This window comes from Nocardioides panacis (assembly GCF_019039255.1).
Classification (GTDB): domain Bacteria; phylum Actinomycetota; class Actinomycetes; order Propionibacteriales; family Nocardioidaceae; genus Nocardioides_B; species Nocardioides_B panacis.
In genome coordinates this window covers 453,370-479,293 of the sequence record NZ_CP077062.1, presented here as the reverse complement: position 1 = coordinate 479,293, position 25,924 = coordinate 453,370, and the positions used below count along the sequence as shown (strand labels likewise).

26 protein-coding genes are annotated in these 25,924 nt (G+C 73.5%); 7 read left to right on the top strand and 19 right to left on the bottom strand.

Annotated features, from left to right (window positions below):
- Window positions 1-95: 95 nt before the first annotated feature.
- Complete coding sequence (locus KRR39_RS02450; RefSeq protein ID WP_216940445.1) at window positions 96-1,109, top strand: LacI family DNA-binding transcriptional regulator; 1,014 nt, start codon at window positions 96-98, stop codon at window positions 1,107-1,109.
- A gap of 13 nt (window positions 1,110-1,122) precedes the next feature.
- Here the strand turns inward: KRR39_RS02450 and pcaDC are convergent, their stop codons facing one another.
- From pcaDC to pcaH, 4 genes are read right to left on the bottom strand one after another with little or no spacing between them, the layout of a single operon-like run.
- Window positions 1,123-2,307 (bottom strand): bifunctional 3-oxoadipate enol-lactonase/4-carboxymuconolactone decarboxylase PcaDC, encoded by a 1,185-nt coding sequence (gene pcaDC, locus KRR39_RS26470; protein WP_216940444.1) that lies wholly within the window; start codon window positions 2,305-2,307, stop codon window positions 1,123-1,125.
- Complete coding sequence (locus KRR39_RS02440; RefSeq protein WP_216940442.1) at window positions 2,304-3,509, bottom strand: lyase family protein; 1,206 nt, start codon at window positions 3,507-3,509, stop codon at window positions 2,304-2,306. Before KRR39_RS02440 ends, pcaDC begins: the two co-directional genes overlap by 4 nt.
- A 4-nt stretch (window positions 3,510-3,513) precedes the next feature.
- A complete protein-coding gene (gene pcaG, locus KRR39_RS02435) occupies window positions 3,514-4,056 on the bottom strand; it encodes a protocatechuate 3,4-dioxygenase subunit alpha (RefSeq protein WP_216940440.1) in 543 nt (180 codons plus the stop codon).
- On the bottom strand, window positions 4,053-4,805 hold the full coding sequence (gene pcaH, locus KRR39_RS02430; protein WP_216940438.1) for a protocatechuate 3,4-dioxygenase subunit beta: 753 nt from the start codon (window positions 4,803-4,805) through the stop codon (window positions 4,053-4,055). The genes pcaG and pcaH overlap by 4 nt, the downstream gene beginning before the upstream one ends.
- A 104-nt stretch (window positions 4,806-4,909) precedes the next feature.
- Here pcaH and KRR39_RS02425 point away from each other — a divergent pair, with 104 nt between their 5' ends.
- A complete protein-coding gene (locus KRR39_RS02425) occupies window positions 4,910-5,677 on the top strand; it encodes an IclR family transcriptional regulator (RefSeq protein WP_216940436.1) in 768 nt (255 codons plus the stop codon).
- Window positions 5,678-5,737: 60 nt separating this feature from the next.
- Here the strand turns inward: KRR39_RS02425 and KRR39_RS02420 are convergent, their stop codons facing one another.
- Window positions 5,738-6,409, bottom strand: coding sequence for an HAD family hydrolase (locus KRR39_RS02420; protein ID WP_216940435.1), 672 nt, complete (start codon window positions 6,407-6,409; stop codon window positions 5,738-5,740).
- Window positions 6,410-6,660: 251 nt separating this feature from the next.
- Between KRR39_RS02420 and KRR39_RS02415 the strand changes: the two genes are divergently transcribed.
- The gene (locus KRR39_RS02415; protein WP_216940433.1) at window positions 6,661-7,047 is read left to right on the top strand and encodes an ATP-binding protein; all 387 of its coding nucleotides are present in this window, start codon (window positions 6,661-6,663) and stop codon (window positions 7,045-7,047) included.
- A gap of 14 nt (window positions 7,048-7,061) precedes the next feature.
- Here the strand turns inward: KRR39_RS02415 and KRR39_RS02410 are convergent, their stop codons facing one another.
- On the bottom strand, window positions 7,062-8,354 hold the full coding sequence (locus KRR39_RS02410) for a PP2C family protein-serine/threonine phosphatase (RefSeq protein WP_216940431.1): 1,293 nt from the start codon (window positions 8,352-8,354) through the stop codon (window positions 7,062-7,064).
- 707 nt (window positions 8,355-9,061) lie between these two features.
- On the opposite strand from KRR39_RS02410, the gene KRR39_RS02405 reads away from it, so the two are divergent.
- The gene (locus KRR39_RS02405; protein WP_254185467.1) at window positions 9,062-9,307 is read left to right on the top strand and encodes a hypothetical protein; all 246 of its coding nucleotides are present in this window, start codon (window positions 9,062-9,064) and stop codon (window positions 9,305-9,307) included.
- A gap of 15 nt (window positions 9,308-9,322) precedes the next feature.
- On the opposite strand, the gene KRR39_RS02400 is transcribed toward KRR39_RS02405, so the two are convergent.
- From KRR39_RS02400 to KRR39_RS25820, 5 genes are all read right to left on the bottom strand, one after another.
- Window positions 9,323-10,636, bottom strand: a complete 1,314-nt coding sequence (locus KRR39_RS02400) for an FAD-dependent oxidoreductase (RefSeq protein WP_216940429.1) — start codon at window positions 10,634-10,636, stop codon at window positions 9,323-9,325.
- A gap of 122 nt (window positions 10,637-10,758) precedes the next feature.
- On the bottom strand, window positions 10,759-12,213 hold the full coding sequence (hglS, locus tag KRR39_RS02395; protein ID WP_216940427.1) for a 2-oxoadipate dioxygenase/decarboxylase: 1,455 nt from the start codon (window positions 12,211-12,213) through the stop codon (window positions 10,759-10,761).
- A 28-nt stretch (window positions 12,214-12,241) separates the two neighbouring features.
- Entirely contained in the window at window positions 12,242-13,771 is a 1,530-nt protein-coding gene (gene amaB / locus KRR39_RS02390) for an L-piperidine-6-carboxylate dehydrogenase (RefSeq protein WP_216940425.1), read from the bottom strand.
- Window positions 13,772-13,835: 64 nt separating this feature from the next.
- On the bottom strand, window positions 13,836-14,432 hold the full coding sequence (locus KRR39_RS25825) for an NAD(P)/FAD-dependent oxidoreductase (protein ID WP_367303702.1): 597 nt from the start codon (window positions 14,430-14,432) through the stop codon (window positions 13,836-13,838).
- A complete protein-coding gene (locus tag KRR39_RS25820) occupies window positions 14,429-14,998 on the bottom strand; it encodes an NAD(P)/FAD-dependent oxidoreductase (RefSeq protein ID WP_367303701.1) in 570 nt (189 codons plus the stop codon). Before KRR39_RS25820 ends, KRR39_RS25825 begins: the two co-directional genes overlap by 4 nt.
- 102 nt (window positions 14,999-15,100) lie before the next feature.
- Between KRR39_RS25820 and KRR39_RS02380 the strand changes: the two genes are divergently transcribed.
- A complete protein-coding gene (locus KRR39_RS02380; RefSeq protein ID WP_216940424.1) occupies window positions 15,101-15,469 on the top strand; it encodes a hypothetical protein in 369 nt (122 codons plus the stop codon).
- On the opposite strand, the gene KRR39_RS02375 is transcribed toward KRR39_RS02380, so the two are convergent.
- From KRR39_RS02375 to KRR39_RS02360, 4 genes are all read right to left on the bottom strand, one after another.
- Window positions 15,455-16,042, bottom strand: coding sequence for a DUF6197 family protein (locus tag KRR39_RS02375; protein WP_216940422.1), 588 nt, complete (start codon window positions 16,040-16,042; stop codon window positions 15,455-15,457). The genes KRR39_RS02380 and KRR39_RS02375 overlap by 15 nt on opposite strands.
- A 117-nt stretch (window positions 16,043-16,159) precedes the next feature.
- Window positions 16,160-17,701, bottom strand: coding sequence for a DHA2 family efflux MFS transporter permease subunit (locus KRR39_RS02370; RefSeq protein ID WP_216940420.1), 1,542 nt, complete (start codon window positions 17,699-17,701; stop codon window positions 16,160-16,162).
- Between the two features lie 33 nt (window positions 17,702-17,734).
- Window positions 17,735-18,709, bottom strand: a complete 975-nt coding sequence (locus KRR39_RS02365; RefSeq protein WP_216940418.1) for a hypothetical protein — start codon at window positions 18,707-18,709, stop codon at window positions 17,735-17,737.
- A 77-nt stretch (window positions 18,710-18,786) separates the two neighbouring features.
- Window positions 18,787-19,209: an ester cyclase gene (locus KRR39_RS02360; RefSeq protein ID WP_216940416.1), complete on the bottom strand. Its 423-nt coding sequence runs from the start codon at window positions 19,207-19,209 to the stop codon at window positions 18,787-18,789.
- Window positions 19,210-19,275: 66 nt separating this feature from the next.
- On the opposite strand from KRR39_RS02360, the gene KRR39_RS02355 reads away from it, so the two are divergent.
- Together KRR39_RS02355 and zwf are read left to right on the top strand one after the other, a co-directional pair.
- Window positions 19,276-19,626, top strand: a complete 351-nt coding sequence (locus KRR39_RS02355) for a VOC family protein (RefSeq protein ID WP_216940415.1) — start codon at window positions 19,276-19,278, stop codon at window positions 19,624-19,626.
- 81 nt (window positions 19,627-19,707) lie between these two features.
- Window positions 19,708-21,114 (top strand): glucose-6-phosphate dehydrogenase, encoded by a 1,407-nt coding sequence (gene zwf, locus KRR39_RS02350; protein ID WP_216940413.1) that lies wholly within the window; start codon window positions 19,708-19,710, stop codon window positions 21,112-21,114.
- A 6-nt stretch (window positions 21,115-21,120) separates the two neighbouring features.
- Here zwf and KRR39_RS02345 read toward each other — a convergent pair whose 3' ends face one another.
- Genes KRR39_RS02345 through KRR39_RS02330 form a run of 4 tightly spaced genes read right to left on the bottom strand, consistent with a single transcriptional unit; the run spans window position 21,121 to window position 25,887 of the window.
- The gene (locus KRR39_RS02345; protein WP_216940412.1) at window positions 21,121-22,323 is read right to left on the bottom strand and encodes a GMC oxidoreductase; all 1,203 of its coding nucleotides are present in this window, start codon (window positions 22,321-22,323) and stop codon (window positions 21,121-21,123) included.
- A complete protein-coding gene (locus KRR39_RS02340) occupies window positions 22,323-22,676 on the bottom strand; it encodes an NAD(P)-binding protein (RefSeq protein WP_216940410.1) in 354 nt (117 codons plus the stop codon). Before KRR39_RS02340 ends, KRR39_RS02345 begins: the two co-directional genes overlap by 1 nt.
- Before the next feature lie 11 nt (window positions 22,677-22,687).
- Window positions 22,688-24,037: an NAD(P)/FAD-dependent oxidoreductase gene (locus KRR39_RS02335; RefSeq protein ID WP_216940408.1), complete on the bottom strand. Its 1,350-nt coding sequence runs from the start codon at window positions 24,035-24,037 to the stop codon at window positions 22,688-22,690.
- Window positions 24,034-25,887 carry a glycoside hydrolase family 15 protein gene (locus KRR39_RS02330; RefSeq protein WP_216940407.1) on the bottom strand — a complete coding sequence of 618 codons (1,854 nt, stop codon included), beginning with the start codon at window positions 25,885-25,887 and terminating at the stop codon, window positions 24,034-24,036. The genes KRR39_RS02335 and KRR39_RS02330 overlap by 4 nt, the downstream gene beginning before the upstream one ends.
- Between the last annotated feature and the right edge of the window lie 37 nt (window positions 25,888-25,924).

Here is a 25,924-nt window from a genome sequence, read left to right as displayed (position 1 = left end):
TGTGGCGGGCGTCTCAGCCGCTCGGTTGCCCGTGACGCTAGGAGTGACGGTGATCACTGGCAATCGTTTGCCAAAAGTTGCCATACGCTGTCCAGATGACCCCGACGGCCCCCCGGCGCCGCCCGACGATCACCGACGTCGCGCGCGAGGCGGGGGTGGCCGCGTCCACCGTCTCGCGGGCGTTCACCCGTCCCGGCCGGGTCAACGCGGCCACCCGCGACCACGTCCTCGCGGTGGCCGAGCGGCTGGGCTACGCGCCCAACCCGGCCGCCCAAGCACTCGAGTCCGGGCGCAGCAACACCGTCGCGCTGGTGGTCCCCGACATCACCAACCCCTACTTCGCCGGGGTGATCAAGGGCGCGGAGCGGGCCGCCGCGCAGGCGGGGCTGACCCTGGTGCTGGCCGACGCCCAGGAGAACCCGGCCCACGAGGAGCAGCTCGTCCGTCGCCTCGGCCCGGCTGTGGACGGCTTCGTGCTGATGGCCTCCCGGATGCCCGACCCGGTGCTCCGGCGGACCGCCGAGCTCAACCGCGTGGTGCTGGTCAACCGGGCCTGCACCGGCCTGGCCAGCGTGGTCGCCGACTACGACGACGGCACCCGGCAGATCGTCGCGCACCTCGCCGCGCACGGGCACCGGTCGTTCGTGTTCCTGGGCGGGCCGGCCGAGTCCTGGTCGGGCGCGCGCCGCTGGGCCGGCCTGCGCGCGGCGGCCCGCGAGCACGGCCTGGAGGCGACCCGCTTCGGCCCCTACCTCCCGATCCTGGCCTCGGGACCGGCGGCCGCCGACGCGGTGCTCGCGCACCGGGCCACGGCGGTCGTGGCGCACAACGACATGCTGGCCATCGGGGTGCTCACGCGGCTGTCCGCCCGCGGCGTCGCGGTCCCCGAGCAGGTCAGCGTGGTGGGCTTCGACAACGTGTTCGGCTCGGACTTCTGCCACCCGCCGCTCACCACCCTGGCCGAGCGGACCGAGGAGGCGGGCGCGCACGCGATCGCCGGCCTCGGCCAGCAGTCGTCCACCGGCACCCGGGACACCCCGGCGCGGGTGCTGCCCACGCACCTCGTGGTGCGCGCGTCCAGCGGCCCGGCCCCGGACGGGCCCGGCTGACCGGTCGCGCGGCTCAGGCCTCGCCGAGCTCCCCCAGCACCTTCTGCGCGATCCGGAAGGCGGTGTTGGCGTCAGGAACGCCGCAGTAGATCGCGGTCTGCAGCAGCAGCTCCTTGATCTCGTCGACGCTGACGCCGTTCGTGCGGGCGGCCCGCACGTGCATCGCGAGCTCCTCGTGGTGGCCGCGGGCGACCAGCGCGGTCAGGGTGACCAGGGAGCGGGCCCGCCGGTCGAGGCCGGGGCGGGTCCAGATCCCGCCCCAGGCGTACTCCGTGATGAACTCCTGGAAGTCCGAGGTGAAATCGGTGGCCGCGGCCGTGGCCCGGTCGACGTGCTCGGTGCCGAGCACCGCGCGGCGCACCTGCATCCCCTGCGCGCGGACCTGCTCGACGGTCAGGTGGTCCCGCTCCGGGGCGCCGTACGCCTGCGCGCGGACCAGCCGGGCGACGACCTCGGGGGCCTCGACGGGCGCGAGGTGCCCGACGCCGTCGAGGACCACCAGCCGGCCCTCGGCCACGCCCTCGGCGACCAGGGCCAGGCCGCTCGGCGGCGTCACCTCGTCCGCGGACCCCGCCACCGCGAGCACCGGCACCTTGATCTCCGAGAGCCGCTCGCGTACGTCGAACGTGGCCAGCGCCTCGCAGACCGCGGCGTAGCCGGCGTCGTCGGCGTCCTGCAGCGCGTGCAGCAGCGCCGAGCCGCGCTCGGGCTCGCGGTCCAGGAACCCGGGCCCGAACCAGCGGGAGGCGGAGGCGCCGACCAGGGCGGGCGTGCCCGAGGCCCGGACGGTCCCGATCCGCTCCTGCCAGCTCTCGGGAGAGCCGATCCGGGCGCCGGTGCACAGCAGCGTGGCGCTGGAGACCCGGTGCGGCGCGTCGAGCAGCAGCTGCAGGCCGACCGCGCCGCCGACCGAGTCGCCGGCGTAGTGGAACCGCGCGGGCCCGAAGCCGTCGACCAGGCTGTCCACGAGCTCGAGCACGTCGGCGGCCAGCCGGGCCACGGTCAGTGGCTCGTCCTCGGGCAGCGGGAACCGGTTGGTGCCGTGGCCGGGAAGGTCCCAGGCGACGACCTGGAAGCTGCGGGCCAGGTGCTCCGCCGCGGCGGACCACAGGGTCGTGGCCGACGTGCCGAGCGAGGGCCCGAGGACCAGCAGCGGGAGGTCGGGGCGTCCACCGAGGCGGACGGCGGTGACGGTCATGCGGGGGCTCCTTGTCGGACGCGCGCGGCCCGGGCGAGGACCCCGTCCACCAGGACGGCGCTGTGCCCGAGGTACTCGTCGTGAGGTGGGTGGCCGGCGAGCGCGGCCATCGTGCGCTGCTCGGCGCGGACGTCGTCGTGGGCGCCCGCGAGGGTGCCGGCCATCCGGTCGGCGTGCACCCGCAGCCCGGTCAGCAGGTCGGCGGTCTGGGCGCCGGCGACGACCGTGCGGCGCAGCAACGTGGCCAGCGTCGCCCACTCGGCGTGCCAGCCGCCGTCGGCGCGCTCGTCGACCTGCTCGGCGGCCGCGACGTGCAGGGTGGCGGCGAGGCCGGGTGCCGCGAGCGCGGCGCGCCGGACCAGCGTCGAGAGCACCGGGTTGGCCTTGTGCGGCATCGTCGAGGACCCGCCGCCGGTGCCCTCGGAGAGCTCGCCGACCTCCGGCCGGGACAGGGTGAGCACGTCGTTGGCGATCCGTCCCCAGCCGTCGGTGCAGCGGACGGCGGCGTCGCCGAGACGGGTGATCGTGGTGCGCCGGGTGTGCCAGAGCGAGTCCTTGCCGAGCCCGAGCGCCTCGACCGTGGCGGCGTAGCAGTCCATCGAGGCCTCCGGGCCGCCGAGCTCGACCGCCGCGGCCATGGTGCCCGCGGCGCCGCCGAGCTGGACCGGGAACCGGAGCCCGGCCAGCTCGTCGACGGCGTCGAGGACGCCGGTCAGCCAGCCGGCGGCCTTGAGCCCGAAGGTGGTGGGCACCGCGTGCTGGGTCAGCGTCCGCGCCACCATCGCGGTGCCGCGGTGCCGCTCGACCAGCGCGACGAGCGCGTCCGCCTGTGTGCGCAGCGAGCCGCGCACCGCGGCCACGGCGTCCCGGGCGGCCAGCACCAGCGCCGTGTCGACGACGTCCTGGCTGGTCAGCCCCCTGTGCAGCCACCGGGCCGGCTCACCGTCACCCAGCCGGTCGCGCAGCAGCTCCACCAGGGGCAGCACCGGGGTGCCGCCGGACTCCGCGGCCGCGGCGAGCGCGGGCAGGTCGCCGGCACCGACCAGCCCGGCCAGGTCGTGCCGGGCAGACGCGGGCGCGATGCCGGAGGCGACCAGCGCCGCCAGCCACGCCCGCTCGAGGTCCACCATCGCCGCGAGCACCGCTGCGTCGGACATCAGGTCGCCGGCCCGGTCGTCGCCGGGCCACAGGAGTGCGCTCACCCGCTCAGTGTCCCGGATAGCGCAGGAAGACGGTCTCCCCCTCGCCCATCAGCCGCACGTCGAAGCGGTAGCCGTGCTCGTCGGGCTCACAGAGCAGCGTCGGGCGGCGGTCCTCGGCGACGGAGCCGAGCAGGGCGTCCGGGGCGGCGCCGGACAGCGGCAGGTAGGCGCGGGTGAACAGCCGGTTGAGCAGCCCGCGCGCGAAGACCGTGAGCGCGAAGAACGGCAGCCCGCCGTCGACGCCGCCGGGCGGCAGCGTGGTGAAGGTGTACTCCCCCGTCCGGTCGGTGCTCGCCCGGCCGAAGCCGGTGAACGTGTGCCCGTCACGGCGCAGCGAGCCCTGCTGCTGCACGACGCGGCCCTGCGGGTCGGCCTGCCAGAGCTCCACCAGGGCGTCCGGGACCGCCGCGCCGGCGCCGTCGCGCACCGTGCCGTGCAGGCGGACCGCGCCCGGCGTCCCCGGCGCGACCAGGTCACGGTCCCCGGCGTACGGCAGCGCGTAGTGGAAGAACGGGCCGACGGTCTGGCCCGGGGTGGCGGTGGTCATGCGTCCTCCAGCGGGGTGCGGTGCGAGCCGGTGAGCACGATGTCCCAGCGGTAGCCGGTGCTCCACTCGGGCTGGGTCAGGTCGTGGTCGTACGTCGCCACCAGCCGCTCGCGGGCCACCGGGTCCACGACCGACTGGTAGATCGGGTCGAGCGCGAACAGCGGGTCGCCCGGGAAGTACATCTGGGTCACCATCCGCTGGGTGAACTCGGTGCCGAACAGCGAGAAGTGGATGTGCGCGGGCCGCCAGGCGTTGCGGTGGTTGCGCCAGGGGTAGGGCCCCGGCCTGATCGTGGTGAACCGGTAGACGCCCTGGTCGTCGGTCAGGCAGCGGCCGACGCCGGTGAAGTTCGGGTCCAGGGCGGCCGGGTGCTGGTCGCGCTTGTGCACGTAGCGGCCGCCGGCGTTGGCCTGCCACACCTCCACGAGCTGGCGGCGCACCGGGCGGCCGTCGCCGTCGAGCACCCGTCCGGTCACCACCATCCGCTCCCCCACCGGGTCACCGCCGTGCTGGATCGTCAGGTCCGCCTCGAGCGGGTCGATGTCGCGCTCGCCGAAGCAGGGCGCCCACAGCTCGACCCCTTCCGGGTCGGCGTGGTGCAGGTCCTTGGTGGGGTGCCGCAGCAGGCTGGAGCGGTACGGCGGGTAGTCGGTCCGCGGCTGCGTCTCGACGGCGCCGGCGGCGTCGTACGCCTTGCCGATCGCGGCGATCTCGTCGCTGATCGCGGCCTGGGTCTCGAGCTCGGTCACCGGAGCGCCTTTCTCGTGGAGGTGGTGCGGCGAGTGTGCCTCGCGGGGCCGACCGACACCATCCGCGACTTCCGTCCAGTGGAAGCCGGGTGCACACTGACGGGATGGCCGGACACTCCGCGCAGCCCGGCGCCAGCGTCACGAGCAGGGCGCTGGCGCTGCTCGCCGCGTTCGACGCCGAGCACCGGCGGCTGACCCTCAGTGAGCTCGCGGAGCGGGCCGGCCTGCCGCTGCCGACCGCCCACCGGCTGGTCGGCGAGCTGGTCGCGTGGGGCGCGCTGGTCCGGACCCGCACCGGTCAGTACGCCATCGGCCGGCGGTTGTGGGACCTCGGCCTGCTGGCGCCGGCCCAGACCGGGCTGCGCGAGCTGGCCTCGCCCTACCTCCACGACCTGTACGGCGCGACGCTGGCCACCGTGCACCTCGCGGTGCGGGACGGCACCGAGGTGCTCTACCTCGACCGGCTGCGCGGGCACACCTCGGTGCCGATCCTCAGCACGATCGGCTCCCGGCTGCCGATGCACGCCACCGGCGTCGGCAAGGTGCTCCTCGCGCACGCCCCCGAGGACGTGCAGCAGCACGTGATGGAGCACCTGACCCGGCTCACGCCGTACACCGTCACCCAGCCGGGCGTGCTGCGCCGCCAGCTCGCGCGGGTGCTGCGCGACGACTACGCCACGACCGTCGAGGAGATGAGCCTGGGCGGCTGCTCGGTGGCCGTCCCGGTGCGCAGCGGGCCGCGGGTCGTGGCCTCGCTGGGGATCGTGGTGCCGTCCCTGCGCACCGGACGTCCCCGCCTGGTCAGCGCGTTGCAGGTGGCGGCCCGGGGCATCGGGCGGCTGCTGCCCGACGGCGACACCGTGCCCGGCTAGCAGATCCTGGTTCCTGCGCTCGTGGCGGTCGCCGGCGGCTGAGCCGCGGCGGCTCCGGGCTCAGAGCCGCGAGAGGTACGACGGCCAGTGCAGGCCGACCAGGTCTGCCGGCGCCTCGGCCACCAGGAGCGCCCCGGCGTCCGTGAGCTCGCCGGCGGCGAACCCGCCGGACAGCAGCCCGATGCATCCCATGCCGGCCCGGCGCGCCGCCTCCACGTCGTACGGCGTGTCCCCGACGAACACGGCCCGCTCGACGCCGCCGAGCCGGTCCAGGGTCACGCCGATCAGGTCCGGCTCGGGCTTGGAGCCCTCGGCGTCCTCGGAGGTGGTCAGCACCTCGACCAGGTCGCCGACCCCGAGCAGGTCGACCGCCTCGCGGGCGAACTCCGGGTCCCCGGAGGAGGCCAGTGCGACCCGGATCCCGCCGTCCGACACGGCCCGGACCAGGTCGGCGGCTCCCGGCAGCGGCCGCACCTCGGAGCGCACCGCGACGTACTCCCGACGCCATGCGTCCCGCAGGGCGTCGCCGTGCTGCTCCTCGACCTCCTCGTCCGCCACGTGCGCGACGAGCTTGTCGCCGCCCATGCCGATCGAGCGGTGGATCTGCCACAGGGCGGGCCGGTCGCCGTCCAGGCGGGTGAAGGCCCGGTGCCAGGCGAGGGCGTGGTGGTAGGTCGAGTCCACGAGCGTCCCGTCGATGTCGAGGAGAACGGCAGTGGTGTGGGTGTCCATTGACGGGGAGTACCCAGCCCGGCGACTCCTAGAGCCCGCCCCGGCGAACTCCCCGTGCGGGGCGATCTCGCCTGGGCTAGACGATCCCGGGGCAAACCGGGTGGCTGGCCTCCTGCGTCACTCTGGCGCGTAGAGTTCGAGACCGGCTTGGTCGTTGCCCGGACCCCGCTCTGCCCGGCCCACTGGGGGCAGGTGATGCGGGAAACATCGACGACGTTTGGGGTCGAGCCGTGGAGAAGGTCTCGTCATGGGTGCAACAGGCCGAGTTCGCCAGCAACAGCGCCAGCGCCGCCATGGCCCGCGAGTTCGTCACCGCGCACCTGGAGGAGCACCACCTCCCCGACCTCGTCGAGGACGTGCGCCTGGTCGTCAGCGAGCTCGCGACCAACGCGATCCGCCACGCCCGGACGCCCTTCACCGTGATCCTGCGCGGGGACCCGACGTCGCTGCTGCTCACCGTCCGTGACGGGTCACCCCTCGCCCCGCTCATGGTCATCGCCCAGGTGATGGACACCCGAGGTCGTGGCGTGGCCATCGTGGCGGCGCTGAGCCAGCGCTGGGGATCCAGCACCGCCTCGGACGGCGCGAAGTCGGTGTGGGCCCGGTTCGACCGGCACAGGTCCCCGTCCGGGTCGTGACCCGTGGGTGACGGTCAGGACGTCGGACCGCTCGCGCGGGCCACGTCGGCTCCCTGGTCGGTGTGGCGGTCGGCGCCGTGCCCACCGTGCCAGTCGAGACACAGGATGGTGGCGTCGTCCTTGAGGTCGCGTCCGGTGGCGACCAGGGTGCGGTCGGCCAACGCGCGGACCGCCTCGCGCGGGTGCAGGGTGCGCGTCTCCCGGATCGCCGACTCCAGGTCGACGTGGGCGGCGTTCCGCTCCAGCATCCCGTCCGTGACCAGCACGAGCCGGTCACCGGGTTGCAGGGGCGTGCTGCTGCTGCGGTAGGCGGAGTCGGGGAACAGCCCCAGCGGGAGGTCGACCGGCAGGTCGAGGGCGGTGACCTGTGCCGCTCGTGCGAGGTAGGGCGCGACGTGGCCGGCGTTGACCATCTCGAGCGACCCCGTGCGCAGGTCGAGGCGGCCCACCAGCCCCGTGACGAAGTCCTCCAGCCCGGCGTTCCCGGCGTGCTGCACCAGCGCGGTGTTCGTCGAGGCGACCTGGCCGAGCAGCGACGTGCCCTCGCTGCGCGCGTTGCGCAGGCTCCCGACGCACAGGGTGGCGTTCAGCGCGGCGGCCACGCCGTGCCCCATCGCGTCGGTGATGGACAGGTGCAGCAGGTCGCGCGCCAGGCTGAAGTCGAAGGTGTCGCCGGCGATCCCGGCGGCCGGCTCCAGCCACCCGGCCAGCGTGAACGCCCCGGCCTCGCAGGTCTGTGGTCCGGGCAGCAACCGGTGCTGGATCTCCGCCGACAGGCTGAGCGGGCGGGTGCGCTGCCGCCACTCGTAGAGATCGGTGTGCCGGCGGTTGGCGATGACGACGAACGCCAGCATGTGCGCCAGGCTCCTGATCTCACGCACCGTCTCCGACGCGGGCTCCTCCGGGAGCAGGAACTCCAGGAGGCCGATCACCTCCCCGCGCTCGGTCACCGGGGCCAGCACCCGCCAGAGCGCCGCGCCCTCGAACCCGGCGGGAGCCCCGTCCGGGGGCAGCACCATCACCTGCTGGGTGCGGACCGCCTGCTCGGTCGGACCGCCGTCGAACGGCATCACGGTCGCGGACTCGGCCGCCTCCCGGCGCTCCCCGCTCGAGAGGCTCGCGCCGCCGTCCGGCTCCCGGGCGCTCCACACCTCCACGTGCACGAGCCGCACGACCGCACGCCCCGACAGGTCGGCGATCAGGAACGACACGGCCGCGGCGCCGAGGGCCTCGCCCAGCTCGCGGGTGACCGCCTCGACGGCCTCGACCGGAGGGGAGGCCTCAGCAGCGTCCAACAGCTTCGCCACGGCTGCCACGTCCGGGCCGCGCCCGTTGAGGTCCACGCGCAACTCCCTGCAGTTCCACTCGTCCCCGCATGATTGCACGTTCACCGACCGCCCCGCACGGGCCGTCAGACCGGTTCGAGCACCACGCAGCAGTGGTCCGGACTCGGTGCCAGGGTGGCTGTGTACGCCGCCCCGAGCCCCTCGAGCAGCCCCTGCAGCAGGTGCAGGTTCATCCCGCAGACCAGGTCGGTGTGCCGCCGGGCGAGGTGGTGGAACGGGCAGTTGCCCAGCCGGACGGCCCCTGCTCCGACCGCGGCTCGAAGCCGTGTGCCTCGAGGACCCGCACCGGGTCGCTCGTCCCGGCCGTCCGGCCCCTCTGCCGACCCGCGTCGCGCGCCCGGTCGGCGACCGCCTCGCGGACCGGTCGGCCTGGGCTTCGGCCTCCTCGATGGCGGCCGCAAGCAGCGCGGCGGCCGGCTCGTAGCGACGTTGCGGCAACGACACCTCCACCTCGTGCGCGGACCGCAGGTACAGCTTCGACGGTCTACCGGCACCCGGACCGGTGCGCCCCGAGAGCCGCTGGTGGACCGCGTCGAGGAGTCCCTCCTCGACCAGCCGGTCCAGGGGGAACGCGGCCGTCGGCGGCTGGCCCGGGTGTTCGGCGCGCGTGAGCTCGGCCCGGTCCGGCGATCCTGAGGGACGCGGTCCTGCGGGACACTGGGCCCACGGTGATCAACGACGCGGCCGGAGGTGGCGGACAGGTGCGGGACGACGGCGGCACGGGCCAGGATCTGGTCGACACCCTGCTCCGGTGGCAGCAGTCCGGCGGCGTCTGGCGCGTGCTCGCCCGGCACCCGACGACGGTCACGGTGGCGCTGCTCCGCTGCGACGCCGGCGAGGAGGTCGACCGGATCAGCTCCGGCGACGCCGCCTGGATGGCCTTTCTCGCCGACCGGGACAGCGGTGCGGACTGAGGATCCGCCCGCGGGTCACCGGGCCAGCCGGCGGCCGGGCAGGCGGCTCGCGAGGCGGCTCGGACCGACCCTCCTGCGGTCCGCGACCGGGACCCCGGGGGTGGGGCGGGCCGCGAACGGCGGCGCGTGCTCGGGCCGGATCCCGACCCCGATCAGGTAGGCCGTCAGGTACGACGCACGCGGGACGTGCTCGAGCACCGCGAGCACCGGCGCGGGTGGCCCCAGGCGCCGTCCGTCCAGGATCGGCTGCACCAGGCCCCGGTGCATCATCCGCTGCAGGGATTGGACCGCGACCGTCGCCGACAGCCGGCGCCTCCGCACGGCCGCGAGCTCACGCGTGGTCACCGCGCCCCGCAGCAACGGGCCCGCCAGCAGGGTCGCGGCCGCCACCGCGTCCTGCACCGCCAGGTTGATCCCGACGCCGCCGACCGGTGACATGGCGTGCGCCGCGTCGCCGATGCACAGCAGGCCGTCCACGTGCCAGCGCCGGAGCCGGTTCAGCCGCACGTCGAGGTGCAACACGTCGTCCATCGAGGCGATGGCGCCGACCCGGTCCGCGAGCTCCGGCATCAGGTCCGCGACGTCGTGCCGGAACGACTCGATCCCGCGGCCGCGCAGCTGGGGATCCGTGCCCTTGCGGGCGACGTAGGCGATCTGGAGGAAGTCGGTACGCGGGATCACCACGGCGAACCGACCCGGACCCGCGCGCGGGGTGAGGGCGTTCTGGCTGTCCTGGGACGTCCGCGGGAGGCGGAACCACCAGGCGTCGAGCGGGACACGGTACTCGTGCGGCCGCAGGTCGGCCCGCTGCCGGACGACCGACCACCGGCCGTCGCACGCCACCACCAGGTCCGCGCGGACCTGTCCGGTGGCGCCGTCCGGCGCGCGGTACACCACCCCGCGGACCCGGCCGGCCTCCCGGACCAGGCCGGTCACCTCGGTGCTCATCCGCAGCGTGAAGGTCGGCTCCTCCTTCGCGGCGTCGGCGAGCAGGTCGAGCAGGTCCCACTGCGGCACCATCGCGACGTACGGGTGCCGGACCCGGAGCCCGCGGAAGTCGGCCACCACCACGGTGCGGCCCTCCCCGGCCGGGAACTCGACCTTGTCCACCTGGCTGTACGGCAGGCTGCCGAAGCGGTCCCCCAGCCCGAGCTCGTCGACCAGCTCCAGGGTGGAGGGGTGCACCGTGTCGCCCCGGAAGTCGCGCAGGAAGTCCCGGTGCTTCTCGAGCACCTGCACCTCGACCCCGGCCCGCGCGAGCAGCAGGCCCAGCACCATGCCGGCGGGACCGCCGCCGACCACCACGCACGTGGCGCGCTCCGTCGTCATCGCCCTCTCCTCCCCACCACGGTACGGCGGCCCGGCCGGTGCGTCGACAGCCCGCACGGACCGCGTGCGCATGGACCGGAGGCTCCCCCGCGCCACCCGGCTGCGCCCCCGGAACGGGTAGGTCACCCGTCCTGCGGCACGCCAGCTCCCGTCGCGGGGCCGATCCGGCGACCCAGGACCTGCTCGGCCGCGCGGAGGGACGCTGCCGCCTCCCGGGCGTAGACCTCCTCGGGCACGTCGACCGGCCGGCCCATCACGTCGGCCATCCAGTCCGCGTCGCGCTCGGCCCCGCCCTGCTCGGCGTCCACGGCCCCGCCGCCGGTCAGGTTCGAGGCGAAGATGCCGGCCGCCGAGCGCGGCAGGAAGTCCTCGTAGACGATCGGGTCGGGGTGCAGCACGCCGGCGCGGACCAGCGTGTCGAGGTCCCCCTGCGCCAGCGCGGCACCCTGCTCCCGGGTCGTGCGCCCGGCCGCGACGTCGCCGTCGACGCGGAACGTGAAGAAGCCCAGACCGGCCAGGCACAGGCCGCGCTCCGTGGCCGGCAGCCCCTCGCTCCACACCTGCGGTGCCACGTCGGCGCGGCGGCTCCCGGGGTCGTCGGCCAGCCGCCGGTCCACCTCGGCGACCAGCTCGTCGTAGCGGTCCCGGCCGGCCGGGGTGAGCGCGATGCCCCGGGCCTCGACCTCGCCGAACCTGACCCGCAGCGCCCCCTGCGCGAGCGTCCCGTCGGCCTCGGAGAAGGTGCGCGGCTCGGCCAGGGCGCGGAACGAGGTCTGCCGCAGCAGCACGTCCGGGCCGTCCCACCGCGGCGGCCCCTGGATCTCGTCGATCATTTCGATCCCGCGGGCCTGCATGGACGTGTAGAGGTCGTCGATGTCGAGCACCCGGGGGGTGAGGTGGTTGACGTGCGTCGACGTCACCCCGCCGATGTCGGCCGCGACGCCGGAGACGTGCTCGAGCTCGGTGTACCAGGCCCGGTCGACCGGATCGGTGGAGAGCGCGAAGGAGCCGGCGGCCAGGTCGAGGTACCGGTCCGCGTCGGCGGCCGGGAGCCCGCCGTGCTCGAGCGCGACGTCCGCCAGGGCCAGGAGCTCGGCGGGGAAGAGCTCCCGGGCGGCCAGGAACCTGCGCAGCCGCTCCTCGAGGTCCGGGTCGAAGAACCGTCGGTCCTCGGGGACCAGCATCGAGGTGAACACCCGGAACGGGTTCGCGGCCAGCTCGGCACGGTCCCGGGGACGGAAGGCGGTCGAGACGACGGGGATCGCGGCCGGCGCCGCGTCGCGCAGGTCGTAGAACCCGCACGGCGTCATGCCCAGGGCACCGAACACCCGGGCCACCTGGGCCAGCTCCCGGGGCGTGCCCACCCGGATCGCGCCGTGCCGTTCCGCGGTGACCCGGTCGATGCTGCCCAGGCGCTCGGCCTCGGCGCCCTCGCGCGCGACGACGCGCTGGTTCACCTCCTGGGAGACCTCGACCAGCGTCCGGTAGGCGGGCACCTCGGCGCCGTACAGCTGCGAGAGGCGGGCTGCGAACCGGGTGCGCAGCTCGGTGCTGCTCACCGTCCGGGCAGTGCTCATCGACGTCACCTCGGTCTTCCTGCGTCCGTCAGACCGTGAAGCTCACGCCCTGGGCGAGGGGCAGCTCGCCGGAGTAGTTGACGGTGTTGGTCGCCCGGCGCATGTAGGCACGCCAGGCGTCGGAGCCCGACTCGCGGCCACCGCCGGTCTCCTTCTCCCCGCCGAACGCACCACCGATCTCGGCGCCGGACGTCCCGATGTTGACGTTGACGATCCCGCAGTCGGACCCTTCGGCGGACAGGAACTTCTCCGCCTCGGCCTGGTCCGAGGTGAACACGCTCGAGGACAGCCCCTGGGGTACGGCGTTGTTCAGCGCGACGGCCTCCTCGAAGTCGTCGTAGGGCAGCACGTAGAGCAGCGGCGCGAACGTCTCGCGGGCCACGACGTCGGTCTGCCGGTCGATGCGCACGATTGCGGGCCGGGCGTAGAACGCGTCGGGGGCGGCCTCCTCGAGGTCGCGGCCACCACCGGCGACGAGCTTGCCGCCCTCGTCGACGGCCTGCTCGACGGCCCGCTCCATGCCCTCGTAGGCAGCGCGGTGGATGAGCGGCCCGACCAGGGTGCCGTCCTCGAGGGGGTTGCCGATCGGCAGGCGCGCGTAGGCGGAGGACAGGCGGTCGGTGAGCTCGTCGACGACGCTGCGGTGGGCGATGACCCGGCGCATGGTCGTGCACCGCTGGCCGGCCGTGCCCGCCGCGGAGAACACCACCCCGCGGGTGGTCAGGTCGAGGTCCGCGGTCGGGCTCACGACCGCGGCGTTGTTGCCCCCGAGCTCGAGCAGCGAGCGGCCGAAGCGGTCCGCGACGCGCGGTCCGACCGCCCGGCCCATGCGGGTCGAGCCGGTCGCGCTGAGCAGGGCGACGCCGGCGTGGTCCACCAGCGCCTCGCCGACGTCCGCGCCCCCGACGAGCACCTGGGTGAGGTCGGCGGGCGCCCCGCAGTCGGCGATCGCCTGGGTCAGGATCGCGTGGCTGGCGAGTGCGGTGAGCGGAGCCAGCTCCGACGGCTTCCAGATGACCGGGTCGCCGCACACCAGGGCGACCGCGGTGTTCCAGGACCACACCGCTGCGGGGAAGTTGAAGGCGCTGATGACACCGACCACGCCCAGCGGGTGCCAGGTCTCCATCAGCCGGTGCCCCGGGCGCTCGGAGGGCATGGTGCGGCCGTAGAGCTGCCGGGAGAGGCCGACCGCGAAGTCGCAGATGTCGATCATCTCCTGCACCTCACCGCGGGCCTCGGAGGTGATCTTGCCGACCTCGAGACTGATCAGCGTCGCGAGGTCGTCCTTGTGCACGGCCAGCAGCTCGCCGAGCCGCTTGACTAGCGCACCCCGGGCCGGGGCCGGGACGCGGCGCCACTGCACGAAGGCTGCCTGGGCACGGGTGACGGCGTCGTCGACCGCGGCGCCGTCGCTCCAGCCGACGTCGACGAGCCGTTCACCGTTGACCGGCGAGACGGTCATCACGTCGCCGGCCACGGCGCCCACGTCGACCCCGCAGCGGGTGGCCGTGTCGAGCGCGAGCCGGTGCAGGGCCGAGCCGCTGGGGATCTGTCGCATGGTGCCGATCATGGGTGCTCCTCTGGTGACGCTCTGGGTCGGGGCCTCGAAGGGGGTGGTCGGGCTAGACGATGTTGAGCTCGGGACGCAGACCCGGGCCGGCGAAGCGTCCCGCGGTCAGCGGGCTGACGTCCACGACGGGCGGCCGGCCGAGGTACAGGTCGCGCATCACCTCACCGATCGCCGGTCCCATCAGGAAGCCGTGGCCGGAGAAGCCGGTGGCGTAGAGGAAGCGGGAGACTCCCTCCGCCTCGCCGACCAGCGCGTTGTGGTCCGGGGTCATCTCGTAGAGCCCGGCCCAGCCGGGTCCGAGCCCGAGCTCGCCGATGCCGGGGGCGCGCCGCTCGATCGCGGCGCCGAGCCCGGTCAGCCAGGCGTCGGACTCGGTGAGCTTGAAGCCCGGGGTCTCGTGCGGGTCGGACATGCCCAGCAGCAGGCCCCGGCCCTCGCCGTGGAAGTAGAACGACGTGGAGAAGTCGATGGTGAACGGTGTCCGCGGGTCCAGGCCGGGCACCGGTCGGGTGGTCAGGACCTGCCGGCGCAGCGGTTGCACCGGCAGCTCGACGCCGACCATCGCGCCCAGCGGCTGCGACCAGGCGCCCGCCGTACAGATGACCGTGCCGGTCTCCACCGCACCCCGCTCGGTCACGACCCGGGTCACGGTCCCCCCCGCTGGAGTCGATGGCGGTGACCGCGCAGTGCCGGACCAGGCACGCGCCGGCACGCCGCGCGGCGCCCGCGTAGCCGTTGACGACGCTCTCGGGGGGTGCAGTGCCCGTCCGTCGGCGAGTACGCCGCCGCGAGGAGCCCCTCGGTGCTGATCAGGGGCGAGAGGGCCTTCGCCTCGGCGACGTCGACGAGCCGGCTGGGCACGCCCAGCTCGTTCTGCAGGGCGACGTTCTTCTCGAAGGCCTCGACGTGCTCGGGGCGTTCCAGGAGGAACAGGTAGCCGACCTGGTGCAGGTCGATCTCCTGGTCGAAGAGCGCCCCGAACCTCTCGAAGACGCGCAGGCTGCGGGCGCCGAGCTCGATGTTGACCGCATCGGAGAACTGGGCGCGCACGCCGCCGGCGGCCTTGCTCGTCGAGCCGGAGCCGAGCTCGCCCTTCTCGACGAGGACGACGTCGGGGACGCCGGCACGGGCCAGGTGGTAGGCGGTGCTGAGCCCCATGACCCCGCCACCGACGATCACGACCGAGGCGCGCGAGGGCAGCTCCGTCTGCGACACCTGCGCCTCCTCCCCTGCGGTGCCGGGACCGTCGTACGGCGGCCCGGTCGGACAGCTCCCACCCTCACCCGCGCGAGACGTCAGCACAACTAGGCTGGCGGCGTGCGAGTGCTGGTGGTCGACGGCGCGAACGTGGTCGGGAGCCGCCCGAACGGCTGGTGGCGAGATCGCGCCGGTGCGGCCGGGCGTCTGCACGCGTCCCTCGCCCGGGCCGACCTGGACCACGACGTCGTGGTGCTGGTCCTCGAGGGACGGGCCACGAGCGGCCGGCCCGCGGGCCGGGACGGTGCCGTCGAGACGGTGCACGCCCCGGGCTCGGGCGACGACGCGGTCGTGGAGGAGGTCCGTGCCCGCAGGGCGCACGGCGACGACGTCGTCGTCGTCACCGCGGACCGCGCGCTGCGCGAGCGGGTCACCGCGGCGGGCGGCTCCTCCGTCGGGCCGTCCTGGCTGCTCTCACGGACGAGCTGAGCCGACGAGGTCGGCCTGCTCGGACCGGCACAGGTCCCGCTGCACGTCAGCGGTCTGCCGGGCCGCGCGGAGCAGGTCGACGACCTCGCCCTGCGTGCGCCCCGGGGAGTCGTTCCAGAACGTCATCTCGAGCACGTGCATGGTGCGGGTGCACGGACCGGGACACCACCGGACCGGGCGACCGGGATCCTCACGGAGGGCGTGCCAGACCAGGTCGAGCGTGCGCTGGACGAGCTGCGACCGGACCTCGACCGGGCCGCCCGCCGCGTGCACCACGGCACCGACCAGGCAGGCGCCGGTGACCGGCTGGCTGACGACGGCGCTCAGGTCGTACGTCGTCACGGCGCGGCTCCCGCCGGCCGTGGCGACGGTGAACCAGGCGCCCTGGACCCAACCGGCCTCGACGACCTGGACCGCCTGCTCGAGCAGGGTGTCGATGGTCTGCAGCTCGGCGAGGCGACCGGACAGGGCGTCCTGGCGCTGCAGCCGGCGGCGCTCGGCGCGCCGGGCGCGGCGCCCTTGACGGTGACCGGGACGAGCTACCCGCTCCGGCGGCGCGATGAGAGTGCTCACGACAACCTCCTCGACGACGAGGTGGACCACTGCTCCCACTGTCGCCCCGTCCGCCCGCTCAGGCAAGGACCTCTCGGGCCCCCACCCCCTGGCCCGTCCGGAGGACCCGTGACCCGGTCACTGCACGATGACCGGCGGGACGCCCTCGTCGTCGAGCAGGTGCGCCTCCTCGCGCTTGCGGGGCAGGAACAACGCCGGCACCACCGTCAGCAGCACCATCCCCCACGCCACCCAGTAGGTCTCGGCGAACGCGTGGGCCGCGTCCTCGAGCCCCTGCGCGATCGCGGCCGCGGGGATCTTCTCGGCCAGCGCCGGCAGGTGCAGCGACGCCATCGCGGGGCCGGCGAGCTTGGAGGCCTGGAGGTGGTTGGTGAGCAGCACGGACATGATCGCGACCCCGACCGAGCTGGCGATCTGCTGGGTGATGTTCAGCAGGGTCGAGCCGCGGGCGACCTCGTGCGCCCGGAGGGTCTTCAGGGCCGACGTGAACAGCGGCATCATCGTCGCGCCCATCCCGAGCCCCATCACGAACAGCTCGGTGATGATCACCGGGTACGGCGTGGTGGCGGTGAGCTGGGTCAGCCCGAACATCCCGATCAGGATGAACAGCAGGCCGAACGGGACGATCCGGCCGATCGGGTGCTTGTCCACCTGGGACCCGGCGATCGGCATCGTGATCATCGCGCCGATGCCCTGGGGTGCGACGAGCAGGCCGGCCTGCAGCGTCGACTCCCCCCGGACTTCTTGGAAGTACGTCGGCACCAGCAGAAGCCCGCCGAAGAAGGCCGCGGCGAACAGGAACATGGTGATGATCGAGACCGTGAGGTTGCGGTTCCGGAACAGCCGCAGGTCCAGCAGCGGGTGCTCCGGGCGGAACGAGTGCACGACGAAGAGCACCATCAGCGTCGCGCCGACGAGCATCGACACCCAGACCCGCGGGGCGGTCGCCGTGCCCTCGGAGGGGATCGAGGAGACCCCGAACAGGAACAGCGCCAGGCCGGGCGACATCAGCAGCATGCCGAGGAAGTCGAAGGACTCCGAGGGCTCGGGGGTGTCACGGGGCAGCACCCGCCAGGCGTAGACGATCGCGACCAGGCCGATCGGCGCGTTGATCAGGAAGATCCAGTGCCAGCTCGCGACCTGGATCAGCCAGCCGCCGATGATCGGGCCGAGGATCGGGCCGAGCAGCATCGGGACACCGAGGATCGCCATCAGCCGACCCATCCGGTGCGGTCCCGCCGCCCGGGTCATGATCGTCATGCCGAGCGGCATCAGCATGCCGCCACCAAGCCCCTGCAGGACCCGGAAGCCGATCAGGGCGCCGATGCTCCACGCGGTCGCGCAGAGCACGGAGCCGCTGACGAACAGCGCGATGGCGGTCATGTACAGCCGCTTGGTGCCGAACCGGTCGGCCGCCCAGCCGGTCAGCGGGATCACCGTGGCCAGGGCGAGCGTGTAGGCCGTCACGGACCAGGCGACCGTGGAGTACGCGATCGGATGGCCCGTGGTGCCGAACACCGTCTGGAAGGTGGGCAGGGCGACGTTGACGACGGTGATGTCCAGGATCGACATGATCGCGCCCAGCACCACCACGCCCGCGATCTTCAGGACAGCGGCATCGATGTGGTCGGGCAGGTCGGTCTGCCTCGTCGAAGACATGGGGCCCTCCTTCAGCACGGCTCGGCACCGACTTTACGCTCGAACCGACAACCGTTGGTCGTACCAATCCAGGACGCGCATGGCCCGCAGCGTGTTCCACCTGCTCGGTCGTCCGTCGCCGTCCTCGAGCTCGAACCACGTCTCCCCCGGGTGGGTGTTCTCCAGCGCCCAGGTGCCGTCGGGGCGGCGCTTGTCCCGCACCACCTGCACGGCCTCCGCGACCCGCGGGTCCGGGGGTGCGCCGGTGCGACGCAGGTGGTCCAGGGCGCGCAGCACGTCGTAGTGCCAGCGCGGCGGCCAGGACAGCTGGAGCCAGCGCGGGGCAGGGACCTCGCCGGTGCTCCTGCGCCGGAACAGCTGCCGCTCGAGGAGGTACTCCTCACCGCGGCGCCGGGCGGCCGACACGGCCACGGTCCCGCCGGAGAGCTCGTACTCCAGCAGGCCTTCGAGCACGTTGATCGTGGAGTCGAACGACGACACGGTGGCGCCGTGCTCGGTCCAGCAGTTCCAGCCGCCGTCGTCGAGCTGGTCGGCGAGGAGTCGCGCGGCCAGGGCGTCGACGTCGGCACCGAAGCAGGCGCCGACCGACAGCGTGCGGCCGTTGATGCACGCGTCGACCTCGCCGTCGAAGAACGCCTGGCCGTCGTGCTCCCACCGGCAGTTCGCCACCACCAGGGCGGTCGTCGTGCGTGCCGCCGGGCTCGAGGGCTCCAGGCCGAGGTCGCGCAGCAGCACCAGCGTGGGCAGCGTCGAGGTCCACGGCTGGCTGTCGGAGAAGTCGTGCTCGATGCCGGCCCGCCAGTCGTCGGCGATGCGCCCCGGGAAGCACGCGCCGCCGTCCCACTGACCGTCGCGGTCGCGCAGGGCGAGCAACCGGGCCCCCCACCCCTCGGTCTCGACCCGGGCGCGCTCGGCGGCGACCTGGTCGGCCGGCGCGTCGACGAGGTCGCGCAGCACCTGCCAGCGGATAGCCGGGTCACCGTCGAGAAGCCAGTCGAGGACGTCCATGGCCGGGATCCTAGGTTCCGCCTCCGACACCCGTCCGGCTCCTCGGGCGCCCTCGACGGTCGCGCGCCACCGACCCGCTACTTCCAGGCGACGGCATCCGCGGCGACCAGGGTCCCGAGCTCGTCGGCCACCATCCAGATCGTGCTCACCCGCTCGTCGGTCAGGGTGAGGATGTCGATCACCCGCAGCTCGACGTGCTCCCCCGAGGGCGGCAGCGGCCCCAGCGTGGTGGCGAGAGGACCGACCTGCCGTCCGGACATGCGGAACGCCACCGCGACCCGGTCGGCGTCCCGGACCACCTCCAGGACCTCGTCGTCGCGACGTTCGAACGTCCGCTGAACGGCCCGCGCACGGGCGACGAGGTCGGCGACCCCCAGCGCCGCGCCGTTGACGACCACGGGGTCGGTGTAGAGCGCGCGGAAGGCAGCCGCGGCCTCCTCGTCGGAGTCGGGCAGCGGTTCGGACCACAGCCGCATCATCGCGTCGACGTCGAAGCTCATGGGGCCAGTCTCCCCGCGCCGGCACCAACGGTCGAGGCTTCCCGCCCTGCCGCGTAGCCTCGACAGATGATCATCGGCAGCCATGTCATCGTGTCCAGTCGCGATCCGGAGGCGGACCGGGCCTTCTTCGCCGAGGTCCTGGAGCTGCCTCACCTGGACGCCGGCGGTGGGTGGCTGATCTTCGAGCTGCCTCCCGCGGAGCTCGCCGTGCATCCCTCCGACGGCCCGTCCGGGCACGAGCTGTACCTCATGTGCGACGACGTCGAGTCGACGATGCGGGACCTTCGCGCCAAAGGCGTCGAGTTCACCCAGGACGTCTCCGAGGAGCGGTGGGGACGGCTCACCCGCTTCCGCCTGCCCGGGGGCGGCGAGGTCGGGATGTACGAGCCGCGGCATCCGCGCGCCGTCGACCTCTGACCGCCCGAGGCGTCGCCGACCCGGCGAATCATCCACCCCGGGCGAGGCAATCGGCGTGGCTGCCCGGGCACGGTGGAGGGCATGACAGCGACAGCCACCGGCCGCGCGACGCGACCCGCGGACGTGCTCGTGGTGTTCGGCATCACGGGCGACCTCGCGCGGGTGATGACCTTCCGATCCCTGTACCGCTTGGAGAAACGCGGGCTGCTGAGCTGCCCGATCGTCGGGGTGGCGGCGGACGACTGGACCCGTGACCAGCTCGTCGAGCGGGCCAGGACGTCGATCGAGCAGACCGGCGAGATCCTCGACAAGGTCGTCTTCGACCGGTTCGCCGAGCGGCTGTCGTACGTCGGTGGCGACTTCACCGACCCCGCGACGTACGAGCGGCTGGGCGCCGCGATCACGGACGCGAAGGCGCCGGTCTTCTACCTCGAGATCCCGCCGTTCCTGTTCGGACGCGTGGTCAAGGGGCTGTCCGGGGCCGGCCTGACGGCGGCGGCCACCGTCGTGGTCGAGAAGCCGTTCGGGCACGACCGGGAGTCCGCCCGGCAGCTCGCCGACGAGCTCCACCAGTACATCCACGAGTCGCAGCTCTTCCGGATCGACCACTACCTCGGGAAGATGGGACTGGAGGAGATCCTGCACCTCAGGTTCGCGAACGCCATCCTCGAGCCGTTGTGGAGCCGCAACTACCTCGAGTGCGTGCAGATCACGATGGCCGAGGACTTCGGGGTCGAGGACCGCGGCCACTTCTACGACCCGGTCGGCGCGCTGCGCGACGTCGTCGTGAACCACCTGATGCAGGTGGTCGCGGCCGCCGCGATGGAGCCCCCCTCGCGCGGCGACCCGGCCACGCTCAAGGAGGCCCAGGTCGCGCTGTTCCGCGCGGTCGTCGAGGCCGACCCCGCCCACTACGTCCGCGGTCAGTACGACGGGTACCGCGCCATCCCCGGCGTGGCCGAGGGATCGACCACCGAGACCTACGCCGCCCTGCGGCTGGAGATCGAGAACTGGCGCTGGGCGGGCGTGCCGTTCTTCATCCGCACCGGGAAGCGGCTCCCCGCCACGCAGACCGAGCTCCGGCTGGTGTTCAAGCGCCCGCCGAAGCTGGGGTTCGGGCTGGCCGGACACGCGGAGCCCAACCAGATCGTGGTCCGGCTCGACCCCACCACCGGCGTCCGGATCCAGGTGGACGCGCACCGCGCGGACCTGGCCCGGATCGCGCCGATCGAGCTCGACATGGAGTTCGCGTCGGAGGGCGGCGAGGGACCGACGCCGTACGAGGTGCTGCTGCACGCCGCCATGAACGGCCAGAGCACGCGGTTCTCGCGGCAGGACAGCGTCGAGGAGACCTGGCGGGTGATGCAGCCGTTGCTGGACGCGCCCCCACCGGTGGAGAGCTACCAGCCCGGGACCTGGGGTCCGCCGGGAGCCGCCCGGCTGGTCGACGGGTTCGGAGGCTGGCGGACTCCCTGGCTCCCGGGCTGAGAGCCGTCAGGCCAACCGCTCGAGCAGGTGGTCCCCGACGCGCAGTGCGTTGGCGATCGCGGTGAGGGCCGGGTTCACCGCGCCGATGCTCGGGAAGAAGCCGGTGTCGACCACGTAGAGGTTGTCGACCTCGTGCGCCTTGCAGCTCACGTCCAGCACCGAGGTAGCCGGGTCGGTCCCGAACCGCACGGTCCCGGCCTGGTGGGCGCAGCCGGCCACCGGCACGTCGTTCTTCATGTAGACGTTGCGCGGCACCAGGTGGTGCGGGTGCATGCCCAGCCGGCCCAGGTGCTTCTTGGTCCGGTGGTAGAGCTGGTCCATCGGTTCCTGGTTGTTCGGCGTGCAGGCGAGCACGACCCGCCCGTCGGCGTCCAGCGTGACCCGGTTGTCCGGCTCCGGGATGTCCTCCACCGACAGCCAGAAGTCGACCGCGTGCTCGGCGACGTCGCGGAGCGCGAACAGCGGCGCCAGGCCCGCCTCGACCGGCTTCTCGCCCTTGTACATCGGCGCCGACGACTTCCCGACCATCTGCAGGTTGCCCATCGGGTAGTCGAAGTCGGGGTCCCAGAAGTAGTAGTCGTTGAGGCCCAGGGTCTTCTGGAACCGGGGTCGTTCTTCTCCCTGGACACCGCCAGGAACGCGCGGCTGTTGTGGAACACGTAGTTGCGACCGACCTGGTCCGAGCCGTTGGCCAACCCCCGCGGGTGCCGGTCGTTGGCGCTGGCGAGCAGGATCACCGCCGAGTTCACCGCACCGGCAGAGAGCACGACGACGTCGGCGCTGAACCGCTGCTCCTCCCCCCGCCACCTCGGCGAGCACGGCTGACACCGTGCGGCCGCTGGCGTCGGTCTCCAGGCGGCGCACCCGGGCGGTGCGGAGCAGGGTGACGTTGTCGTGCTCCAGCGCCGGCCGCACCGCGACCACGTCCGCGTCGGCCTTCGCGTGGACCAGGCAGGGGAAGCCGTCGCACGTCGCGCACCGGATGCAGGCGCTGCGCTCGGGGCGCACCTCGTCGAGCATCACGCCCGACGGCGAGTGGAACGGGTGCAGGCCGACGTCGGCCATGTCGTCGAAGAGCCGCTGGATCCGAGGCTCGTGCGACACCGGCGGGAACGGGTACGGCGCCGAGGCCGGCGGCTCGGTCGGGTCCACGCCGCGAGCGCCGTGCACCTGGTAGAGGTTCTCGGCCGCCGTGTAGTAGGGCTCCATCACGTCGTAGCCGAGCGGCCACGCCGGCGAGATGCCGCCGTGGTGCTTGAGCTCGCCGAAGTCACGCTCCCGCAGCCGGTACAGCGCGGCGCCGTAGAACTTCGTGGCGCCGCCGATCGAAGTAGTGCACCTGCGGCTGGAACGCGTGCCCGTGGCCGTCGAACCAGGTGTCGGGCGACACGTAGCGGTTGTCGACGAAGACCGCCTGGGCGTCCCAGTTCTCGATCTCCCGGGGGGAGCCAGTCGCCCCGCTCCAGGACCAGCACGCGCTTGCCGGACGGTGCCAGCCGGTGCGCGAGGGTGCCGCCGCCGGCACCGGATCCCACGATGATCACGTCGTAGTGGTCTGACATGCCTTGCCTCCTCAGGGATGGCCGACGTCGACGCTCCGAGGTTCGCGCTCGACGGAGATGTGGGGCTCGTCCGCCGCGTCGTCCCCCCAGGCGATCCGCTGCGGCGTCGTCGAGCTCTCGACGACCGCGGCGTGGTCGCGGTCGAAGTACTCCCAGGCCCAGGCGAGGAACGCGTCCGTCTTGCTGTGGGCGCCGCTGAGCAGCATCGCGTGCACGCCCAGCCACGCGGCGAAGGCGACCGGGCCCTCGACCTGGTGCCGGTACTTCCCGACCTCGGCGACGGCCGCGTTGCGGCCGATCATCGCCATGATGCCCTTGTCCTTGTACTCGAACGGATGCGCCGGCTTCCCGTCGAGCTCGCGCAGGATGTTGTCCCCCACCCATCGGCCGGACTGCTGGGCGACCGAGCCGAGCTGCGGCAGGGGCCGGCCGCTCTTCTTCGACGGGATGTTCGCGACGTCGCCCACGGCGTACACGTGCGGGTGGTCGTCGTCCACCGTGAGGTCGGCCCGTACGTCGATCCGGCCACCCCGTCCGGTGGGCAGCCCGGCCGCGGCCGCGATCGGGGCCGCCGACTCGCCGCCGCCCCAGATCACCGTCCGGGTGGGGATGACCGAGCCGTCGTCGAGCTCGACCCGGTCGGGGTGCACGGCGGCGACACCGGTGCCCAGCCGGATCTCGGCGCCCTCCTTGGTGAGCCGTTCCTGTGCGTACCTGTGGGACTTCTCGGAGAACGCCCCGAGCAACGCCGTTCCCCGGTCCACCAGGATGATCCGTCCCGGCCGGGGGATGTCGCCCAGCGCCGCCAGGGCGTGGGTGAGCTCGGCGAACGCGCCGGCCACCTCGACGCCGGTCGGGCCGCCGCCCACGACGACGACGTCGAGCGCGTCGGCGAGCGCCTGCTCGTCCTTGCCCGCGGACACGAAGAGCTCCCGGAAGTGCAGCCGCAGCCGCTCGGCGTCGGCGACCGAGTAGAGCGGGAAGGCGTGCTCGGCGGCACCTGGCACGCCGAAGTACTCCGCCCGCCCGCCGGCCGCGATCACGAGGTGCGAGCCGTCCACGACGTCGCCCCCGGCGAGGGTCAGGCTCCGAGCCTCCACGTCGACCTCCGTGACCTCCGCGGTGCGGACCTCGACGGTGGGGTGCTCGCGGAAGATCGTCCGGTGCGGGCGTGCGACGTCCTCGGCCGGGAGCTGCGAGGTCGCCACCTGGTAGAGCAGCGGCTGGAACTGGTGGTAGTCGTGCCGGTCGACCAGGGTCACCGGGATCCCCTCGTCACCGAGCCGGTGCGCGCACGCGACCCCCGCCAGGCCGCCGCCCAGGACGACGACGCACGGGGCGCCGTCCGGCTGCCCGGTCACAGCGACAGCTCCTCCCGGAAGTCGGCCAGGATGATCCGGCCGGCCGCCTGGATCAGCGCCAGGTGGGAGAACGCCTGCGGGAAGTTCCCGAGGTGCCGGGCCCGGTCGACCTCGAACTCCTCGGCGTACAGGCCCAGCGGGGAGGTGATCCGGACCAGCCGCTCCATCAGGCTCTCGGCCCGGTCCCGCTCGCCGACGACGGCCAGCGCCGAGACCAGCCAGAACGAGCAGATCAGGAACGTCCCCTCCTTGCCCGACAGGCCGTCGTCGGTCTCGTCGGTCTTGTACCTCAGCACGAAGCCGTTCTCGGTGAGCTCCTCCTCGATCGCGTCGACGGTCTTGCGCAGCCGCTCGTCGTCGGGTGGCAGGAACCCGAACAGCGCCGCCAGCAGGGTCGAGGCGTCCAGCGCGTCGGTGTCGTAGTGCTGGCGCAGCACCCCGCGGTCGCTCACCCCGTGCTCGAGGATGTCCGCGCGGATCTGCTCCGCCGTGGCCCGCCACGAGGCGGCGAGCTTCTCGTCGTCGCGGATCTCGGCGAGCTTGGCGGCCCGGTCGAGGGCGACCCAGCCCATCAGCTTCGAGGAGACGTAGTGCCGGGGCTCGCCCCGGGCCTCCCAGATGCCCTGGTCGGGCTTCTGCCACGCCTCGATGGCACATTCCGCCTGGGACTTCACGAGCGGCCAGAGCCGTCTCGGCAGGTGCCGGCTCCGGTTGGTGTGCAGCAGGATCGAGTCCAGGACGGCTCCGAACACGTCGTTCTGCCGCTGGTCGAAGGCGCCGTTGCCGACCCGCACGGGCCGGGCCCCCTCGTAGCCCGACAGGTCGTCCCGGGTCGACTCGGTGAGGTCGCGGCGGCCGTCGATCCCGTACATGATCTGCAGGGACCCGTCGGGGTTCGGCTCGAGGTCGGCGACGTACTGCATGAACTCGTTGGCCTCCCAGTCGAGGTTGAGGTAGTGCAGCGCCTGCAGCGTGAACGTCGTGTCGCGGATCCACGTGTAGCGGTAGTCCCAGTTCCGCTCGCCGTGCGGCGTCTCGGGCAGCGAGGTCGTCGAGGCGGCCACGGTGGCACCGGTCGGCATGTACGTGAGGCCCTTGATCGTGAGTGCGGACCGCTCGAGGTGCGTGCGGAGCGGGTGGTCGGGCACCCGCGCCCGGTCCAGCCAGTCGCGCCAGAACTGGATGGTGGCGTCGATCCGCCGGGCGGCGTCCTCGGCGTCCGCCGGCACCGCCGTGCCGTTCCAGGAGAGGGCGCAGAACGCCTTGTCGCCCTTCGAGAGCACGTGCCGGGCCCGCACCGAGGGACCCTCGATCCCGACGAGCATGTCGGTGGCTAGGCGGAAGGTCCCGTCGGCCCCGCTGGCGTCGGCGGCGTGCTCGTCGACCTGGCTCCAGGTGGCGGGCACCCGGCCGTAGTCGAACGCCGGCTCGCAGACCAGCTCCACCTCCACCGAGCCGTCCAGGCACTCGACGGTGCGGACCAGCATGTGGTCGGCGTCGTCGTCGGCCGGCGGCCGGGTGTGCGGCGTGACGGTGTCCTCGCCCTGCCGGGGCCCCATCGTCAGCGCGTCGTGCACCACCACCCATCCCCCGCGCGTGTGCCAGGTCGTCGACAGCACGTTGGTGCCGGGCACGTAGGCGCGGGCGGTCGGGACGTTGATCCCGTAGGGCCCGAACCGGAACGATCCGGCTCCCCGGTCGAGCAGGTTCCCGAACGCGCTCGGTGCGTCGAACGCGGGCAGGCACATCCAGTCGACGGACCCGTCGGGCGCGACCAGGGCACCGGTGTGGCAGTTCGACAGGAACGCGTAGTCGGCGATCGGCGGGAAGGGGGAGGTCGTGGTGCTCACGTCGAGACTCCTTCGCGGTGTGTGACGGCGTGGGGGC